At 45.8% G+C, this 18,064-nt stretch carries 14 protein-coding genes; 7 read left to right on the top strand and 7 right to left on the bottom strand.

Translation table 11 applies throughout. The features are described from left to right. Position 1 precedes the first annotated feature (1 nt). A complete protein-coding gene (locus tag AC6R05_RS21715; RefSeq protein ID WP_500648587.1) occupies positions 2 to 568 on the top strand; it encodes an Lcl C-terminal domain-containing protein in 567 nt (188 codons plus the stop codon). A gap of 63 nt (positions 569 to 631) precedes the next feature. Here AC6R05_RS21715 and AC6R05_RS21710 read toward each other — a convergent pair whose 3' ends face one another. Then, entirely contained in the window at positions 632 to 2,275 is a 1,644-nt protein-coding gene (locus AC6R05_RS21710; RefSeq protein WP_500648586.1) for a methyl-accepting chemotaxis protein, read from the bottom strand. Between the two features lie 438 nt (positions 2,276 to 2,713). Between AC6R05_RS21710 and AC6R05_RS21705 the strand changes: the two genes are divergently transcribed. From AC6R05_RS21705 to AC6R05_RS21685, 5 genes are all read left to right on the top strand, one after another. After that, positions 2,714 to 3,535, top strand: a complete 822-nt coding sequence (locus AC6R05_RS21705; RefSeq protein WP_500648585.1) for a phosphate ABC transporter substrate-binding protein — start codon at positions 2,714 to 2,716, stop codon at positions 3,533 to 3,535. A 96-nt stretch (positions 3,536 to 3,631) separates the two neighbouring features. After that, positions 3,632 to 4,561, top strand: a complete 930-nt coding sequence (gene pstC, locus AC6R05_RS21700; RefSeq protein WP_032550503.1) for a phosphate ABC transporter permease subunit PstC — start codon at positions 3,632 to 3,634, stop codon at positions 4,559 to 4,561. A gap of 16 nt (positions 4,562 to 4,577) precedes the next feature. Next, positions 4,578 to 5,441 carry a phosphate ABC transporter permease PstA gene (gene pstA / locus AC6R05_RS21695; RefSeq protein ID WP_500648584.1) on the top strand — a complete coding sequence of 288 codons (864 nt, stop codon included), beginning with the start codon at positions 4,578 to 4,580 and terminating at the stop codon, positions 5,439 to 5,441. Positions 5,442 to 5,549: 108 nt separating this feature from the next. Beyond that, a complete protein-coding gene (gene pstB, locus AC6R05_RS21690) occupies positions 5,550 to 6,299 on the top strand; it encodes a phosphate ABC transporter ATP-binding protein PstB (RefSeq protein WP_032550501.1) in 750 nt (249 codons plus the stop codon). Between the two features lie 284 nt (positions 6,300 to 6,583). Next, the gene (locus AC6R05_RS21685) at positions 6,584 to 8,728 is read left to right on the top strand and encodes a diguanylate cyclase domain-containing protein (RefSeq protein WP_500648583.1); all 2,145 of its coding nucleotides are present in this window, start codon (positions 6,584 to 6,586) and stop codon (positions 8,726 to 8,728) included. Between the two features lie 106 nt (positions 8,729 to 8,834). On the opposite strand, the gene AC6R05_RS21680 is transcribed toward AC6R05_RS21685, so the two are convergent. The 6 genes from AC6R05_RS21680 to AC6R05_RS21655 are packed head-to-tail and all read right to left on the bottom strand — an operon-like array spanning position 8,835 to position 15,709. Continuing rightward, a complete protein-coding gene (locus AC6R05_RS21680; RefSeq protein WP_500648582.1) occupies positions 8,835 to 10,484 on the bottom strand; it encodes a BatD family protein in 1,650 nt (549 codons plus the stop codon). A gap of 2 nt (positions 10,485 to 10,486) precedes the next feature. After that, positions 10,487 to 12,388, bottom strand: a complete 1,902-nt coding sequence (locus AC6R05_RS21675; RefSeq protein WP_500648581.1) for a VWA domain-containing protein — start codon at positions 12,386 to 12,388, stop codon at positions 10,487 to 10,489. Further along, on the bottom strand, positions 12,381 to 13,358 hold the full coding sequence (locus tag AC6R05_RS21670; RefSeq protein ID WP_500648580.1) for a vWA domain-containing protein: 978 nt from the start codon (positions 13,356 to 13,358) through the stop codon (positions 12,381 to 12,383). The genes AC6R05_RS21675 and AC6R05_RS21670 overlap by 8 nt, the downstream gene beginning before the upstream one ends. Beyond that, positions 13,355 to 13,822, bottom strand: a complete 468-nt coding sequence (locus tag AC6R05_RS21665) for a DUF4381 domain-containing protein (RefSeq protein WP_500648579.1) — start codon at positions 13,820 to 13,822, stop codon at positions 13,355 to 13,357. Before AC6R05_RS21665 ends, AC6R05_RS21670 begins: the two co-directional genes overlap by 4 nt. Next, positions 13,812 to 14,744: a DUF58 domain-containing protein gene (locus AC6R05_RS21660; RefSeq protein WP_500648578.1), complete on the bottom strand. Its 933-nt coding sequence runs from the start codon at positions 14,742 to 14,744 to the stop codon at positions 13,812 to 13,814. Before AC6R05_RS21660 ends, AC6R05_RS21665 begins: the two co-directional genes overlap by 11 nt. A gap of 8 nt (positions 14,745 to 14,752) precedes the next feature. Then, positions 14,753 to 15,709, bottom strand: a complete 957-nt coding sequence (locus tag AC6R05_RS21655) for an AAA family ATPase (RefSeq protein WP_500648577.1) — start codon at positions 15,707 to 15,709, stop codon at positions 14,753 to 14,755. A 380-nt stretch (positions 15,710 to 16,089) separates the two neighbouring features. Here AC6R05_RS21655 and AC6R05_RS21650 point away from each other — a divergent pair, with 380 nt between their 5' ends. Continuing rightward, entirely contained in the window at positions 16,090 to 18,006 is a 1,917-nt protein-coding gene (locus AC6R05_RS21650; protein WP_152469861.1) for a methyl-accepting chemotaxis protein, read from the top strand. The last annotated feature ends 58 nt before the right edge of the window (positions 18,007 to 18,064 follow it).

Raw genomic sequence — 18,064 nt, 5'->3', positions numbered from 1 at the left:
GATGAAAAAACTTATTTCTGTATTATCTTTAGCGTTAGTTTCTCAGATGGCTTTCGCAGCTCAAGAATGTTCTGTTGATTTTTCTAAATCTGCACCTAACACACGATACACGTACTCTGATGCTGGTATTGTGACAGACCTTAAAACGGGTCTAACTTGGATGCGTTGCCCGGTAGGTACAACTTGGGACAAGAACAGTGAAGTGTGTACTGGCGCAGCTGATAAAGTGACATGGCAGAGTGCGCTACTTACAGCAAAACAGATTCGTGATGAAAATGGCAACCATGCATTATATGAATTTGGCGGCAAAAAGAACTGGCGACTACCAAACATTAAGGAGTTAGTAGCACTAACAGAGCATGCTTGTTATGGACCCGCGCTGAACGGAACCGCATTTGCCAGTGGTTATGAACTAGAAGTAGGCGATTTGGCTGGCTATATTTGGAGCAGCACTCCACATGGTAATGGTTCGCAAGTAATCGCGTTTGATTCTGTTAATGGTGAGGTATATGAGTACGCACCTTCTGAAACTTACTCCGTTTTACTGGTAACCGACGAAGACCAGTAACTGGACTCGATGTAAAAGCACCGCCAATATGGTGGTGCTTTTTTATGCATGTCTTCTTTTTATCTATACCTTAAAGTAGTTCAGCGCTTGCTTCTGTCTTTCAGATAGCCCAGACAGTTCGTGTGCAGCAGCAGCAGATTGAGTAATGCCGGTTACATTTTGGCTTACTAGTTCATAAATAGTGCTCAGGTTATTGTTAATGTCTGAAGTCACCTGTTTTTGCTCTTCTGAGGCCGTCGCTACTTGAGTATTGATGCTGTTTAGGTCGGCAATGGCGTTACTGATATCGCTAAGAGAACCACTCACTTGAGTTGCAAGGGCGCGGTTGTCTTCTAGCATTGCTAGGCTAGAGTGCATGCTCTCATTCGCTTGACCTGATTGAGTCTGTAGCTCTTCAATAATGGTCTGGATCTCTTTGGTCGATTCTTGAGTGCGAGCCGCAAGCATACGTACTTCATCTGCTACTACTGCAAAACCACGGCCGCTTTCACCTGCACGAGCCGCTTCAATCGCCGCGTTGAGTGCTAGTAGGTTAGTTTGCTCAGAGATGCTTTCGATTACTTCGATGACTTTACCAATCTGTTCTGATTGATCTTTAAGGGAAGTAACAACGTCTGCCGCTTTGTTTAGTTGGTCAGCCATCTTTTCACTTGCACGCGTGCTCTCTTCGAACATGTTTAAACTTTGCGTTGTGAGTTGGCTAGCTTGGCTTGAAGCATTGTCAGCTTGTTGAGCGTTGCTTGAAACTTCTGTTGCCGTCGATTCCAGTTGGTTAATTGCCGAGGCTACTTGTTCCACTTCTTGCTTCTCTTGATCAGAGTTGACGCTAGATTGAGTCATTACTGCAGCAAGCTCTGTCGACGCTGACGCCACCTCAATACTGATGCGAGACAGTGAACTGACGGTTTCACGAAGTTGGTCAACGGTTTGGTTTACGTCTTGAGCAAGGTGAGTGATCTCGTTGTCGCCTTCAGCCTTTGCTTTCACCAATAGGTTGCCTTTAGCAACTTCACGCATGGTTTTTTGAAGCTCACGGATAGGTTCAACGATCACACCTGCCAGAGTCCAGCTGATGATCAGAGCGATAGATAGAATGACGATAAGACCGATTTTCGCTGAAGTTAACGTAGTGTCGTGTTTCGCACCGTTTGTCTCAACCTCTTGTAGAGCAATGTGGTTGAGCTTTTTAGATAGGTCATTGATCGCTTTTACCATTGCATTACCAGCGTTTCGATATTGAACAATGGCGGTTTGGTATTGAGACTCAAAGTTGTTCGGTGGGAAACCATTACTGTGCTTGATTTTCAAAAGAGGGAGCATGGTATGTTGAGAGAAGTCGACATAATGTGTCATCGCTTTGCGAAGGTCTGCCACTTCATTTTGCAACCCATCAACGGTGCTTAAAGAGTTAAGTAGTTGGTTGTTGGCTTGGAATTTCTGATTGAGGACATCCATTAAAGTCTGAATGTCTTCTGGATTAAACAGACTGTAAATAGCTTTAATACGCATACCATAGCTATTGTCGACGATGTCGCTCAGTTCTTCTTTATGGACAATCAGGTTGTCTGTTGCTGTAGAAACGTCTTGGAAAGCCTCTTCAAGTTTCTCTCCTCCTATAATGACTCCGGCGAGCAATAGGACGACGGAGAAAAGTACGGGGAGTAAAACTTGCATTTTAATGGATAAGCCATTGAGTAACTGGCGCATGAATAGGTCCTCTTGGTAATGCGTAATTGAGAATTGTTCTTATTTGTTATTTTTGAAACTGAATTCTAACTAATGAGACTGATACTTCAATCAATAAAAGATTACATTTTGTTATGTGCGAGCCATGTTGAATTACATTTAGTAATTAATATGCTGATTAATCACTCACTTATATTGATAATTATTGTGAGTCGTGCGACATATTACAGAAATGAAATAAAGATATGTAGGATTAATTTACGAATTTATAAATAAAAAGAGTCTTTTGGAACAAAGGGTTAGCAAAGTCACTCTAAAAGGTGGGAGGAATAGAAATACAAAAATTGCAGTTGTCATATAGGCTTCAATTTACTGAAACACAACTGTCATATTCGAAACTTAAAGTGAGCACCGTTCAAGTAAAACACAACGGCAATAACGCCACTTAAGGAAATTGTGATGAAAAAGACAGTTATCGGTGCAATGGCACTACTAGGCGCACTAACAGTGAATACAGCTTCAGCTAAAGAAACTATCTCTGTAGTTGGCTCTAACAGTGCTTCTCCACTGGTTGAAGTTTTTGCAGAAACATACATGAATAAAGGTGAAAATGTTTTCATCGAGATTCAAGCTCCTGGCTCATCTGCAGGCATCAAAGCAGCAAAAAATGGAAGTGCTGACCTAGGTATCTCTTCTCGTGACTTGAAAGCTGAAGAAAAAGCAGCTGACCTAAAAGAGCTAGTTATCGCTCGTGACGGTATCGCGGTTGTAGTTAACCCAAGCAACGAAGTATCTGCACTAACAGCAGACCAAATTACAGCAATCTACAAAGGTGAAATCTCTAACTGGAAAGACGTTGGCGGTGCTGACAAGCCTATCGTAGCAATCACTCGTGATACAGCTTCTGGTACACGTGGTGCATTCGAAGACATCCTAAAGCTTAAGAAAAAGATTGGTGACAAGAAAGTATCAGCAATCTCTCAACGCGCTCAAGTTGCTAACGGTAACGGTGCTCTTAAAGTATCTGTAGCAAGTAACCCATACGCAATCGGCTACATCTCTCTAGGTACTGTAGACAACTCTGTTCAAGCTCTAACTATCGACGGCGCAGCAGCAACAGTTGATAACGTTAAGAACGGTTCTTACAAAGTAGCTCGACCTTTCCTAGTTCTTTACAAAGATGGTGCGCCATCTGCTGAAACTCAGAAGTTCCTAGACTGGATGGTAGCTGACGAAGCTCAAGCTATCTCGGCTAAGAAAGGTTACATCACTGTAAACTAATCTGAATTTAATCAAGACTTTAATTATTGCTCAGCCTGCCTTTAGGCTGAGCCTTTTCTTTCAGCTTTGTTGTCCACAAAGCATGAGATTTTAAATATGACCATCGCACATAGTGAAAAGCTTATGAATACTGAAGCTACACAAGTTAGTAAGCCGAGCCTACGTACTAAAAAGCGTATCGACTGGAAAGAACGCATTTTCCACGGTTTATTCTTAACGAGTGCTGTAATCGGCATCGTTTCACTGGCAGTAATCGCTTATTTTATCGTTGCAGAGAGTATTCCTGCATTCCAAGAGGCTGGCGTCTCTGGCATCGTTCTCGGTGTAGATTGGCTACCACCAGCGCTATTCGGTGTTGCAACTATGATTGTTGCTTCTATCGTTTCAACATTAGGCGCGGTTGTAGTAGGTGTACCCGTTGGTGTTTTAACCGCTATCTTTATCGCTGAAATCGCACCAAAGCGCCTTGCTGACATTATCCGTCCAGCAGTTGAGCTTTTGGCAGGCATTCCTTCAGTGGTATACGGTTTCTTTGGCCTTGTCATTATTGTTCCAATGATTCAGAACATCTTCTCAGTACCAGCGGGTAACACTATCCTAGCGGGTATCATTGTTCTGGGTATCATGATTCTACCAACCGTTATCACAGTATCTGAGACTTCAATTCGCGCGGTACCTCGTACCTACAAGGAAGGCTCTCTAGCGCTTGGTGCTTCAAAGATCTTTACCATCTTTAAACTTCTCGTTCCTGCTGCTCGTTCGGGCATTATGACAGGTGTGATTCTGGGTATCGGTCGTGCACTTGGTGAAACCATGGCAATCATCATGGTTATGGGTAACGCCCCAGCGATGCCTGAAGGCATTTTAGACTCAGCTCGTACACTAACAGCAAACATCGCGATTGAAATGTCTTACGCAAGTGGTGTTCATGCTAACGCTCTGTACGCAACGGGTGTGGTACTTCTAGTGTTCATCATGATGCTAAATGGTGCTCTACTTTATCTAAACCGCGAAAAAGCAAAGTAAGCGGAAGGTGGAAAAAATGGATCGTGTAAAATTAAAGCAGTCTCGCCAGAATAAAGACAATGTATTGAATGCCTTTATTTGGGTAGCAGCGGCTGTCACAGTCGGTTTCCTATTTTGGATCATCTGGTACATCCTTTCTAACGGCCTACAGCACGTAGATTGGAACTTCATTACGGATAACTACACACGTACGGGTACTGAACACGGTATCTTCCCAATGATCGTTGCAACCATCTACATGGTTATCGCATCGATTGCGGTGGCAGCACCATTGGGCATCATGACGGCAATCTACTTAACGGAATACGCGAAAGTGGGTAGCCGTTTAGTGAAAGTCATTCGATTCTGTACTGAATCACTAGCGGGTATTCCATCGATCATCTTTGGTCTGTTTGGTATGACTTTCTTCGTATCGATTCTTGGTCTTGGCTTCTCGATTCTATCGGGCGCCCTAACACTAAGTATCCTGATTCTTCCTGTAATCATCCGTACTACAGAAGAAGCATTGATGGCGGTACCACAAACATACCGCGAAGGCTCTTACGGCCTTGGCGCTTCAAAGATCTACACTATCTGGCGCTTAATCTTGCCTAGCGCGATGCCAGGTATCTTAACTTCGGTCATTCTTAGTATTGGTCGTGTAATCGGTGAATCAGCGCCTGTTTTCTTAACAGCAGGTATGGTGGCACGTATTCCAGAGTCTCTAATGGATTCCGGTCGTACCCTAACGGTTCACTTATATAAGCTAACTACCGAGCTATTCACTATCGATGAGTGGAACCAAGCTTACGGTACAGCGACAGTCCTGATTGTGCTTGTTCTTCTGATCAACATGGTCACAAAACTAATTGCAAGACGCTTTAACACAGCAACGTACTAACGACTCCCGGGCATAGAAAGAGAAATGCCCATAGTACAGGGCTCTAAGGAGAGCCCACTGACAAAGCATCAAGTTAGACACGAATTTAAGAATTTAGAGATTAAGAACATGAACAAATTTGATATTGAAAACCTAGATCTGTTTTACGGCGAAAACCAAGCACTTAAATCTATCAACCTGCCAATCCCAACGCGCCAAGTTACGGCTCTGATTGGTCCATCAGGTTGTGGTAAATCTACACTGCTACGCTGCCTGAACCGCATGAACGACTTAATCGAAGGTGTAACGATTAAGGGTAAGCTGGATATGGATGGCACGAACATCTATGGTGACATCGATGTTGCAGACCTGCGTATCCGTGTTGGTATGGTTTTCCAAAAGCCGAACCCATTCCCAATGAGCATCTACGAGAACGTGGCATACGGCCTACGCGCTCAAGGTATCAAAGATAAGAAGCACATTGATGAAGTAGTAGAACGCTCACTACGTGGTGCAGCACTTTGGGATGAGGTGAAAGATCGTTTGAAATCTCACGCATTTGGTTTGTCAGGTGGTCAGCAACAACGTCTGTGTATTGCTCGTACTATCGCGATGGAGCCAGATGTGATTTTGATGGATGAACCTACATCGGCACTTGATCCAATCGCAACACACAAAATCGAAGAGTTGATGGAAGATCTGAAGAAGAACTACACCATCGTTATCGTAACGCACTCAATGCAACAAGCGCGTCGTATCTCAGACCGAACTGCATTCTTCCTAATGGGTGAACTGGTTGAGCACGATGACACACAAGTTATTTTCAGTGACCCGAAAGACGATCGTACTAAGGGTTACGTAAATGGTGATTTTGGTTAATTTTAACCTTTGCCATCACCGCGATTAATTTACTGGCATATCACTACAATAATAAGCGATGGACTTTTGCCCCACTCATTCGTGGGGCTTTTTTGTGTATTGAAGAAAGCCATTTTGTCGACGAAAATTTGGGCAGAAAATCCCATTTTTGTAGCGCTTCTCAAGCTTGTGATAAAGGAAAATAGGAAATTGCGAGTCGCTTAACATCTCATTTTGTCTTGGATTGATTGCATATTCAGGCTTAGGTATTTTTGCTACACCTTACAGCCATCGGATGGAACGTCGTGCCAGTTAAAGCCTTTGCAAAACAAATATCTTCCACTCGCGACCACCGTCTTTTGGCTGATTCTCTGTTTGAATACCTGTCTCATCTATTAGACCCACATGGTATTGGCATTTTTGTCGAGCCAGCCTCTCTCTCTAATCGCACACCCATGTATCAGTGCGGTGAACTGACTAGTCTCAATAATTACCCAGCGACTTTTTGGACTTGGGTGTCTCAATTTGATACCGCTGATGGCGTTTTGCCTATGGCGATCAATACCTGCAATTGGGATCACTTCGATGCCCTCGGTGGTGAGTCTTTTATCTTGATGCTAGACAACTGTCCGAGTTGTCGAACCTATCTCATTATTCAGAACTGCGCTGCTGAAAGAGTGAATCAAACCTTCCGTGATGGGTTTGATGTGCTGCAGTTGGCGGCAGCGAGGTGGCAATGCATACGTGCTGAAAAAAATGCCGCAATTGAAATAAAGAATAGAGACACACGTGAAGCGCAGTACCTTGATGAGATTAACCTCAGAGAGCAGTTCGTTGAGAACATGAAGCTAGTGCATCAGGTCGCGTTAGATCTTTCTAACCCAGATTCGTTAGATGCGCTCTATAAAGCGTCGGTTGAAGCGGTTAGAGATCGTCTCGGCTTTGATCGCGCAATCTTCATGTTGCTTGATATGAAAAAGCGCTGCTTTAGTGGTACTTACGGTACCGATGAGCATGGAAAGACCAACAGCGAACACCATACTCAGTACGATCTCCATCAGTTGGAAAATGAATACATAGAGGCGCTTTCAGACGACCACACTAATTTAGTTATCATCGAACAAGCCCCACTTTATACCGCAGGCCAAGTGGTGGGGCAGGGTTGGAACGGAATGCTGATCTTGAGGGAAGGGGATAAGCCAGTTGGTTGGATAGCGATGGATAACTACATTAACCGCGCTCCAATAACCGGTTATCAAAAACAGATGTTGGAGTCTTTTGGCTCGCTATTGTCTCAGATCTACATTCGCAAACGCCAAGAGCAGAATATTCGTATGTTGCACTCCAGCATGGTCGAACTATCACGCTGTGACAACGTCAGTGCGGTGTGTAAATCGGCGGTAAGCTTTGCTATTCAGCACCTCGGTATTGATCGCCTAGCGGTGTTCTTAACCGATAAAGAGTGCTCCTACATGCAGGGGACTTGGGGTACCGATATCCAAGGTAATATTGTCGATGAGTCCTACTATCACTCTGATCTGGTTGAGCGTGACATCGTAGCGGCAGCAAGGTCGCGCCCTAACGAAGTCGCTTTTGAAGAGTCCGTACCTATCTACCATGACTACAATATCGTTGGGGTGGGGTGGACGGCGATGACACTACTGACCAGTAATACAGGCGTGCCGATAGCTTTTATTGCTGCCGATAACTTACTAACGCGCAGTTCATTAACTTCTCAGCTTCGAGAAGTAATACGTATCTTTGCATCGAGCTTGGCTGAAGTGCTGCAAAGAACTATGGCTCAGGAAGAACTTAAGGAGCTCAATGAAAGGCTAGAGGAAGAGGTGAAAAAACGCACCTTAGAGCTGCAATTGGCTAATGAGCAACTGGATGTCATCTCCAAGTTGGATCCTCTGACGCGCCTCGGCAATCGCCGTATGTTGGCACAGGTATTAGAGAACCTAAATTCAACCCACTTTGAACCAAGCAGGCCCAATGAGAAAGTAGTGTTTGGTTTGATCTTGCTCGACTTAGATCATTTTGGTTTGTATAACAGTGTTTATGGTCATACGGAAGGGGACTCTGCGCTGCGCTCGGTTGGAAAAATTCTAAACGACCATATTCTGCATGAGAATGACACCTTCTGTCGCATTGGTGGCGAAGAATTTATGCTGTTGATGGTGGATACTTGTGATAGCGAAACCCAGCAGCGTGCCGACAGTATCAGGCGTTGTATTGAAGAGGCGCAGATCCCGCATAGTGAGAGTTCGACCAGCGATTACCTAACAGCTTCAGTGGGTTTCGCCTCTTTGAGTGCGAGCTTGGATTGTCTTGATTTTGACTTACTCTATGACATGGCTGATAAGGCGCTGTATCAAGCCAAAGATCGAGGACGTAATCGCGTGGTCTCAGCGTTTGAAAACAGCCAGATAGAGGCGACATTTTATTAGCCAAGAGCCAGCCCGTTAGATTAAATGGCCGAAATAAAAAGCCCCTGAGTTCTATCTCGAACTTAGGGGCTTAGTTTTATCTGCGTTTTAAGCTTCTGACGATAAGCTATAAAGCTGCAAGTTGGTCACTTGTTTGTATCGTGTGATTGCGGTTGGCTGCATTAATAGCTTCAATGGCCGAATTTGGTGACCAGCCTGAACCATCATCCGCTTGCGGACCAAATAGGTGTTGGTTGAGTGTGTCGATTTCTTGCTTCACTGTATCAATGTGCTGTTGTGGAAGATCTGGATTCTCTTGTTGCCACTGACTGAGTTTGGCGCTCGCCATCAGGGCATCTTTTCTCTGAATCGCATCGATAAGCTCAGCTTGTGTCTTGTCTTTGCTGACGACTTTCGGTGTCACTGTGCTCTTTGAACCTTTTTTACGCCATAGGCTTAAGGCAAATACAGAAGTGATTAGCCACAATAAGGCAAAAAGCGCGGTTAGGTAAGGCCAAATACCTGGTTGGTAAGTTGTTACTACTTCAACGTTATTTGGCTTATCTGTTGATGTTGGAGCCTGCACTAGCGCATCGTTATTACCAGTGACGTTTAAGGTTAGCCCTTTAATTTGGCTGGTGGCTTTCTGTTTGGTTTCAGTGTTAAACCAAGCTTGTTCCAGCCCTGGAAGCTCAATCGTACCTGCTGATTTTGGAATCAATACCTGTTTATAAACAACAAGGTTGTCTCCTGCGTCTGTTTTACCAAACTGAGGCTTCTCTTCATAAACACGTACGCTACTTGGGTACTGAACATTAACACTTGGCAACTGATGAGCTTTAATGCCTTTAGCACTCACAGTAATGGTACGTGTTAAGGCATCGCCTGCTTCTAGATCTAGTTGTTCTGGGGTGCGAGTAAGCCTAGTATCGTTAATGCTCCATACTTGATTGGCGCTTAAGTCGGCCGTTGGCAACCAATCACCTTGTGCATCGCCTGGAATGGATAATACCTCGACTGGTAGCGTTTGAACTGGCGTGTCGAGCTGAAATAGGCGCGTCTTGTTTGAGTTGTTGGCAGAGTAGACCACAGCACCTGTCAATTTTGGCCCGCGCAACTCAAACTTACCCACGGTATCTGAAGATATCTCAAAGCTCTGCTGAACGACCGTCACCTCTTTGCCGTGGTATACATCTTGGTACTGCTTAGATTCCCCAATAGGTTCTACTTTTAGGCTCGAAGAGCTTGGTGGTTCAATACGCGGATCTTGCAAGCGTCTTGGGTCGGCTTTGATGATCAGCTTCACATCTAAAATCGCCACCTCACCGACATAGAGCGAGTCTCTATTCAGGTCGAGTTTGAATTCAGCCATCTGATCTTGTGTTGGCGCGGCTTTGTTTTGAGCGACATTGATTTGAATCGGTTGAGTTTGTGCCCCTTCAATATCAAAGGCTGGAATAGTTAACTTACCCAGTCTCAGTGGTGCCAGGGTGATGGTCCATTCGCTTGAAACAGTGCGGCTACCATTGATGATGCGAATCGAAGAACCAAAGTTTGGCCTGCCAATGTAAAAGTCACTCTCAAGCGCAGTCAAATCTAAAGCGTCTGAGCTGACTTTTTCATCGGTTGAAACTCTTAATAGAAATACTTCATCTTTAGTCACTTGGTTCTCGCTAACACTGGCAACGGCTGTCGCTGCGTAGGCGGTATGGCTACTGAAAATACTCATGATGAGCGTGAACAGTAGCGTCAAAAATGGTGTATGAATACGTTGCATGGTTACCACTTTTTCGATTGGTTATTTGGAGCGCCTTGTTCTTGCGCTTGTAACATCATTTGAGCTCGAAGCAGGCGACTTGGGTCGCGTACGCTCTCGACTTGCTCAAGTTTTTTACGGTCTGGGTCTTGCGAGGCTTCTGAGGGTTGAGTATGTGCCATTTGCGGCGAACCTTCGGTATCAGACTTTTGTTGCTGGGCTGAAGTTGGCTTAGCCGAGGCGGTCGAGCCTTGTTTTTCATCCCCCTCGCCAGCTTGAGTTTGGCTAGCATTGCTACCGCTTGCCTGTGATAGCTCCTGTTCAGATGATGATGTTTGGCCGTCACCACTGTTGCCACTCTGTTGTTGGCTTTGGCTCGCTGATTGTTGAGACTGTTCTCCACCTGAATCAGAAGCCGATTGTTGTGACTGGCCTTGGGAGTTTGACGAACTATCCTGGCTTTGGTCATTTTCTCCTTGCTGACCTTGCTGACCTTGCTGACCTTGCTGACCTTGCTGATTTGCTTGATCTTGAGGTTGGCTCTGATCACCATGTTGCTGTTGCTGTTGCTGTTGCTGTTGCTGTTGCTGTTGCTGTTGCTGTTGCTCCAGAATCTCTAGATTGCTTTTAGCAAAGACGTGGTTAGGGTTGTTCTGAAGGATGCGTTTGTACTCGTCGATGGCAGGTTCGTACTTACCTTGCTGTGCGAGCGCATTGGCGTGGTTGTAGCGCGCACGCTCTGTATCTAAAGCAGACAGTGTGTTTTCGGCCTCTTGGTATTGTCCGGCTTGATATTGAGCGACCCCTTTCCATTCCGGATCAGTAAACAGTTTTGCTGCTTGCTCAAAGTCACCTTGTTCATAGTATTGATGGGCTATCTGATCATCGGTTTGCCAAGGGCTTGCAAAAGCTGGGTTTGGTTGAGTGGCCAATAACGCAAAGCCTAGTACGCTCCAGATCACGCCCGGTCTGAACAATCCTAGAGCAGGGAGTAGGATCAGAGGTAGCAGCCAAAAGCCGTGATTAACGCGGCTAGTGACACCTTGTGTCGTCTTCTCAACTTCAGCGCTTAGGATGTGAGATTCAATAAACTGGGTAATTGTCTCTATGTCTGAGTTGTCAGCTTGTACCAAAGCAAACGCACCTTGGTTGGACTGGCTGATTGAACGCATGTTACTGATGTCGCTTTTGGCGATTACCGTTTGGCCTGAATCTTGAGTGAGCATGGAACCATTGCTCATCGTGATCGGTGAACCAGCTCGAGTACCAACGGCTAAAACTGACAAGCGCCAAGGTGTACCAGAAAGTAGGTCATTGATCGCTCCTTTCTCGTTGTCGTCGATGTCATCAGCGATCAATATCAGATCGCCCTGAGAGACATTGGCGCGTTGCAGCATCTCAATACTTCGCTTGACCGCCTTGGCTGCATCAGCACCTTGATAAGGCATAATATCTGGCGACAGGTTAGGGACAAGGTTTGCGATGGTTGCGCTGTCGGTAGTAAGAGGGCTGACAGTATAAGCGTCACCCGCGTAAGCGACCATGCCTGTTACTCCTTCACGCCATTGAGAAAGCAGATCCAACGCCTTGTAACGAGCTTGGGTTAATCGGTTAGGTTTCACGTCGGTGGCATACATCGACATTGACATATCCATGATCAAAACTCGTGCTTGAGTCTTTTCAAAGCTTGGGCGTTCGCTGGTACTGAAACTTGGGCCCGCAAGCGCGATGATGGTGATGGTCCACCAAACAGAGAAAAGTGATAGCTTGCTGCGCGAATTGGTTACTTTCGCCGGGTCTAAGTACTGCGCGATGTGTGGCGCGAGTAACCCTTGCTTTTGGTTACGGCGCGATAGCATCAAAATCACAGGCAGCGCAAACAAAGCGAGCAACCAAGCTGGATAGATAAAGGTAAAGTTAGACATTGTTTCTCCTAATGACTAACAAAATCAGTGATAAAGCGACAGCAACTGTAAGCGGCCAGTGGAACCACTCTTGCTGTGGACGCCATACCTTAGTTGCGCCTGATATTGGCTCTAAACTATTAATCGTGTCATAGATAGTCGCCAAATCTTGGCTATCGCGCGCTCGGAAGTATTGGCCTCCGGTCCGCTCTGCTATGTCCATCAGCGTTCTCTCATCAAGGTCTTCGGCAGTATTCACCTTACGTGACATAAAGAACTCTTTAACCACCATTTCGCCAGCACCCACGCCAACGGTGTAAATAGTGGTGTCGAATTTCTTAGCAATATCTGCCGCTTCAAGCGGATCGAGAACGCCAGCGGTATTACTGCCATCACTGAGCAAGATCATCACACGCTGTGGTGCATCACTGTCGACAAAGGTTTTAGTGGCAAGGCCAATGCCGTCGCCAATCGCTGTTTGAGTGCCGATGAGCCTCAACACCGCTTGATTAAGCTGCTGGCTGAGTGTGTTTCTGTCGAGCGTGAGTGGCGTTTGTAGATACGCGTGATCGGCAAACAGTACGAGTCCGACGCGATCTCCTTTGCGTTTATCGATGAAGTCACTGAGCACACGTTTTACCGCCGATAAACGGTCGATGTACTCGCCATTAAACGCCATATCCTCTTGGCTCATTGAGTAAGAGAGATCGACCACTAACATCAAGTCACGGTGTTTAGGTTGAAACTCCACTGGCTCTCCGAACCAGACGGGTCTGGCACTGGCCGTGATTAGCATCAGCCATATCAACGAGGCTAGAACTTTAGGTAGGCGAGTGCTAGGCGCTTTACCCTTGGTGTTGCTAGGTAAAAAAGGCAGTGTCAGTGTGTCTGTTGGCTTGGCGGCTGGTGCCAAACGAAGTACAAGCAGTGGTAACGGCAACAGCAAAAACATCCACCACCACACAAATTCAATATTCAACAAACTACTCATAATTGAGCTCTCTTTGGTGGCAATGCATGGCGAACCCAATAGATACAATCATCGATCAACATGTTGCGCGTTGAGGGATCGATTGGAGCCCGCTCGCTCTGATATAGAGTTCGCTGCCACGCCTCGCTATGGTCAACAAAACGAGGTGACTTTATCTGCGCATCAAGAAATTTATACCACTGTTCTCCCTGCAAAGAGGCGATCGTTTCTCGAGGGAAGTAGCTCATTGCTGCTTGGCGAACTGTTGCGAGTGCCTGAGCGGGTGAAAGCTCACTATTCTGCGTCAGTTTAGTTAGAGCGATTTTTTGAACCTTGCGCTCCTGCTTATATCTTTTGTAAAGCATTCGACCAATCACAGCGAGTGCGATGACGGCAATAGCAAGGCACCACCAACCCCAAGCGAGTGGCCACCAATGTGGTGCTTCGGGAGTAATAACGGGACTAAGGTCTAATTTAGGCGTCATGCTTACCCCCAGAAATTTGCTTCGTCAAAGGCTCTGCACTGGTGATCGAGCTATGAGGAATAGCAAGACGTAAGCAGAGGTCTTTGATCTGTTGTTGATGCTCTTCGAAGGCGGTCTTTAGCTTGTTCTTCTCCGCTTTTGAAGAGAAGTTAAACCATTGAGTTCGCTCACCATCGCTGACATGCTTCATGCCTTTAAAACTGGTGTTGCCTTGCTCTAAAGGGTCATAGAAGTGAACAAAACGGATTCTGTTGTGTTGACGCATCTGATTTAGTAGTGAGTAGTCACTATCTTTATAACGATTGAAGTCGCTTAAGAAAATAATGTCGCTTCCTTTAGGACTGAGCCGGTTCAATGACTTGAGTGCCATTGAAAAATCTGTCTGACAAGGAAGCCTAGTCGATTGTACCGACTGGTTATTAATCGCAATCAACTGCTGCAAGATACGTAATGGTGCGTGGTGGCTAGAGCTTGGTTTGATCTCAGTTAGCGTTTGGCCGTCATCGATGACTGCACCTATACGGTCTTTACCAGCAATCGTCAGCCAGCAGAGTTGGCTGGTTAGATGTGCAAGCTGAACCGACTTTAACAATAGAGTCGACCCAAACATCATGCTATTCGACATATCCAAGTAGAGGATGACAGGTTGCTCTCGCTCTTCAGAAAATATCTTAGTATGCGGCTTACCAGTACGGGCCGTGACACGCCAATCAATACTGCGAATGTCATCGCCAGCTTGGTATTGACGAACTTCTGAAAAGTTCATGCCTCTGCCTTTACTACGACTTTCATGTTGGCCGTTGAGCTGGGACCAAAGGCTTTTTGCGGGTGGCAGCCAACGAATCGCTTGAGCTTTATATTGCAAAAGCTCATCTAAGCTGAGTAACACACCGTTACTGTGCCGAGGGAGTTGCTGATTCATGCTAAAAACTACGCGCTGCCAACAAGAGAAATAAGATGAGTGATCACCTGATTTGGCGTGATACCTTCAGCTTGTGCGTGGTAGCTACGCAATAAACGGTGACGCAGCACTGGGAAGGCCATCGTTTGTACGTCTTCAGGAGTGACATAGTCACGGCCAGACAACCATGCATGAGCACGCGCACAGCGATCGAGCGCAATAGTGGCACGAGGACTAACCCCCATCTCTAACCATTGAGCGAGCTGTGGGCTGTATTTCTCTGGCTGACGAGTTGCCATAACCAGTCTCACAATATATTGCTCAATGCTCTCAGCCATGTGCACATTCAACACTTCTTGTCTCGCTTCAAATACAGCTTGTTGCGGCATTGGTTCTGGCTGCTCGAGTGCTTGGCCTTGAGCCTCACCTCGATTTAAGCGAAGTATTGCTAGTTCACTTTCCATATCTGGGTAAGCGACATCAAGGTGCAGTAGAAAACGGTCGAGCTGTGCTTCTGGCAACGGGTAGGTGCCTTCTTGCTCAATCGGGTTTTGCGTCGCCATGACGAGAAAAAGCTCTGGTAGTGGGTAAGTCTTGCGCCCGGCTGTCACTTGTTTTTCTGCCATTGCCTCTAGCATTGCAGCTTGTACCTTCGCGGGGGCTCGGTTGATTTCATCGGCAAGAATCAAAGAGTTAAAAATTGGCCCCGCCTGAAAGGTAAAGTCCCCCGTCTCAGGGCGGAAGATATCCGTTCCGGTTAGATCGGCAGGCAATAAGTCCGGCGTAAATTGAATACGGTGGAAGTCACCTTCTACGCAATCTGCAAGCGATTTAACGGCGCGAGTTTTTGCCAGTCCCGGTGGACCTTCAACCAAAATGTGACCATCGGCGAGCAGCGCAACCATCAGCTGTTTAACCAGCTCCTGTTGTCCAATGATTTGAGCCTCTAGATAAGTTTTTAGCGTGTTGAAGGCGTTTGAATGCATGACGTTGTCTCGGAGTATCTTGTATTGAAGTTGGAATTTTCTGTGTAATCACAGTGTATTAGCTACTTGGTTAGAAAATCTAGCCAAAAGTTCCGCAGAATGTTAAGAACTAACAAAGAACTGATTTTGATTGATGGTTTTATCTTCAATTCAGTGACAATAATCAAAATAATAAATATTTTTTAGGCAGAAGAACGCATCGTTTTCTCGTCTTTTACTAACATTTACACGCATATTGGTAGCAATGTTTGCCATTCCAAACGTTTGCTTAAAGGTCATCGAGATTTATGGTTTTAGTGTTGCCATACGCTAAAGCTTATGAATAATTGGCCGATTATAAGTGAGTTACAATTTTACTTGCCCAATTTAGGTGTAGAGAGATGTTCAATTTAAATTCAATGAGTATTAAGCAGAAAGTGGTTGCCGGAATCACTTTTGCGGTACTAGCGTCAACGGTCATCGTTGGTGCAATGGCCCAGCGTCAAGCTAGAGACGTACTAAGCCACCGTTTGATAGATATCGAGCTTCCAGGCTTACTCGAGCGCATCAATGGCGAAATCGACCGTGAAGTATCGCAACTGTTACTTGCAGCTGAACAAGTTGCGTCGAATGAGTTCATTGCTGATGCGATTGAATCAACCTATCGCGATCCTGAAGTTGAAGCCAAGCTAGTCAAGCAGCTCAACAACGTTCGCAATCAATACCAGTTGAATGATGCCTCGGTAGCAAACCGTGAAACGGCTTACTACTGGAACCAAAATGGCTTCCTACGCCAGCTCAACCAGCAGCAAGATGGCTGGTTCTTTGGTTTTACTCAATCTGGTCAACCGACCATGGTAAGCATGTTCCAAGAAGCGAACGGCGAAGTGAAGATGTTCGCGAACTATCAGCAACCTGCTGGCAAAGCAATGTCTGGTTTGTCTAAGTCCATGGATGACATGGTTAACTTGTTAAACAGCTTCAAGATTGAGAATACCGGTTTTGTCTTTTTAACCAACAGCCAAGGTGATGTACAGATTCACCGTGACAGAGCGCGCAGTGATTCATCTCTACAACAACTATATGGCGCGCAAGCAAGCCAGTTGTTGAACAAATCAGGCTTTAACCTGATTACGACAGAGTTCCAAGGCCAAGAACTGTTTGTTGCAAGTCTTTATGTTTCGTCAATGGATTGGTTCGTTATCGGTGTGGTTCCAACGTCTGAAGTGTTCGCAGAACTTGATGCAACCGCACAGAAGATGCTGATCATGACGGTGATTGTTGCTCTAGTGTTCATCTTTATGGGCTTCTTATTAGCGAACAGCATCACCAAGCCAATTAAACTTCTTTCTGAGCGCTTTACTGACCTAGGTAAAGGCGATGGCGACCTGTCGCAGCGTATCGAAGTAAAAGGTAACGACGAAATTGCACAGTTATCTGCAGGCTTTAATGGCTTCATCGAAAAGATTCACCTATCGATGAAAGAGGTGTGCGAAACCAGCCAAGCGCTTCAAGTTGCGGCGGAAAGCGTATCGAGCAAAGCTCACATTACTCATGACAACAGCCAAGAGCAACGTGACCAAACTATTCAAGTGGTAGCAGCAATAAACCAGATGGGTATGACCATCAGCGAGATCGCTTCTAACGCGGCAACGGCAGCAGAAACAGCGACCCACGCATCTGATAACACTGAAGTCGGTCGTGAAGTGGTGAACAAAGCGAAAGATGCAATCAGCCGACTGGCTCAAGACATTGAGAGCACAGGTCAGGTGATCGAGCAGTTAGCGTCAACCACTCAAGACATCGGCTCTATTCTTGGTGTGATTCGTGATATCTCTGAGCAGACTAACCTACTGGCACTTAACGCAGCGATTGAAGCAGCGCGTGCTGGTGAGCAAGGTCGTGGCTTTGCCGTGGTAGCGGATGAGGTTCGTAACCTAGCAAGCCGCACTGCAGATTCAACGGAAGAGATTCAGAAGATGATCAACCAGCTGCAGAGCGATGCGAAAGACGCAGTGACGGCAATGAGTGCTGGCAAGATCATTACGATGGAAGGTGTAACTGCTTCTGATGAGGCGGTTGAAGTGCTAGGTGGTATCTCTGATCGAATCCTAGACATCACTGATCGCAACACTCAAGTGGCGACAGCGACTGAAGAGCAATCAACAGTGGTTCACACCATCAACCAGAACATCGAAGAGATCAACGCGATTAACGAAGTCACTACGGGTACAGCTGAACAACTGGCTGATGCAAGCCAAGAGTTACGTTCGCTCTCTTCTCGTCTTGATAAGATGGTTGGCTCATTTAAGCTTTAAGCTTTTAGTTTTAAAATATTGATTTGCGCATCGGCCTTACCTTAGTTTTTGGGGTAAG

This window comes from Vibrio sp. R11-SG3-ISO9 (assembly GCF_059834255.1).
Note: the sequence above shows the minus strand (reverse complement) of the source record. Positions and strands in the feature narration are given on the sequence as shown.

Bases quoted from the DNA above. Each gene is read 5' to 3' on its own strand.
- AC6R05_RS21715 (WP_500648587.1), top strand. From the start codon at position 2: ATGAAAAAACTTATTTCTGTATTATCTTTAGCGTTAGTTTCTCAGATG.
- AC6R05_RS21710 (WP_500648586.1), bottom strand. From the start codon at position 2,275: ATGCGCCAGTTACTCAATGGCTTATCCATTAAAATGCAAGTTTTACTC.
- AC6R05_RS21705 (WP_500648585.1), top strand. From the start codon at position 2,714: ATGAAAAAGACAGTTATCGGTGCAATGGCACTACTAGGCGCACTAACA.
- pstC (WP_032550503.1), top strand. From the start codon at position 3,632: ATGACCATCGCACATAGTGAAAAGCTTATGAATACTGAAGCTACACAA.
- pstA (WP_500648584.1), top strand. From the start codon at position 4,578: ATGGATCGTGTAAAATTAAAGCAGTCTCGCCAGAATAAAGACAATGTA.
- pstB (WP_032550501.1), top strand. From the start codon at position 5,550: ATGAACAAATTTGATATTGAAAACCTAGATCTGTTTTACGGCGAAAAC.
- AC6R05_RS21680 (WP_500648582.1), bottom strand. From the start codon at position 10,484: ATGCAACGTATTCATACACCATTTTTGACGCTACTGTTCACGCTCATC.
- AC6R05_RS21675 (WP_500648581.1), bottom strand. From the start codon at position 12,388: ATGTCTAACTTTACCTTTATCTATCCAGCTTGGTTGCTCGCTTTGTTT.
- AC6R05_RS21670 (WP_500648580.1), bottom strand. From the start codon at position 13,358: ATGAGTAGTTTGTTGAATATTGAATTTGTGTGGTGGTGGATGTTTTTG.
- AC6R05_RS21665 (WP_500648579.1), bottom strand. From the start codon at position 13,822: ATGACGCCTAAATTAGACCTTAGTCCCGTTATTACTCCCGAAGCACCA.
- AC6R05_RS21660 (WP_500648578.1), bottom strand. From the start codon at position 14,744: ATGAATCAGCAACTCCCTCGGCACAGTAACGGTGTGTTACTCAGCTTA.
- AC6R05_RS21655 (WP_500648577.1), bottom strand. From the start codon at position 15,709: ATGCATTCAAACGCCTTCAACACGCTAAAAACTTATCTAGAGGCTCAA.
- AC6R05_RS21650 (WP_152469861.1), top strand. From the start codon at position 16,090: ATGTTCAATTTAAATTCAATGAGTATTAAGCAGAAAGTGGTTGCCGGA.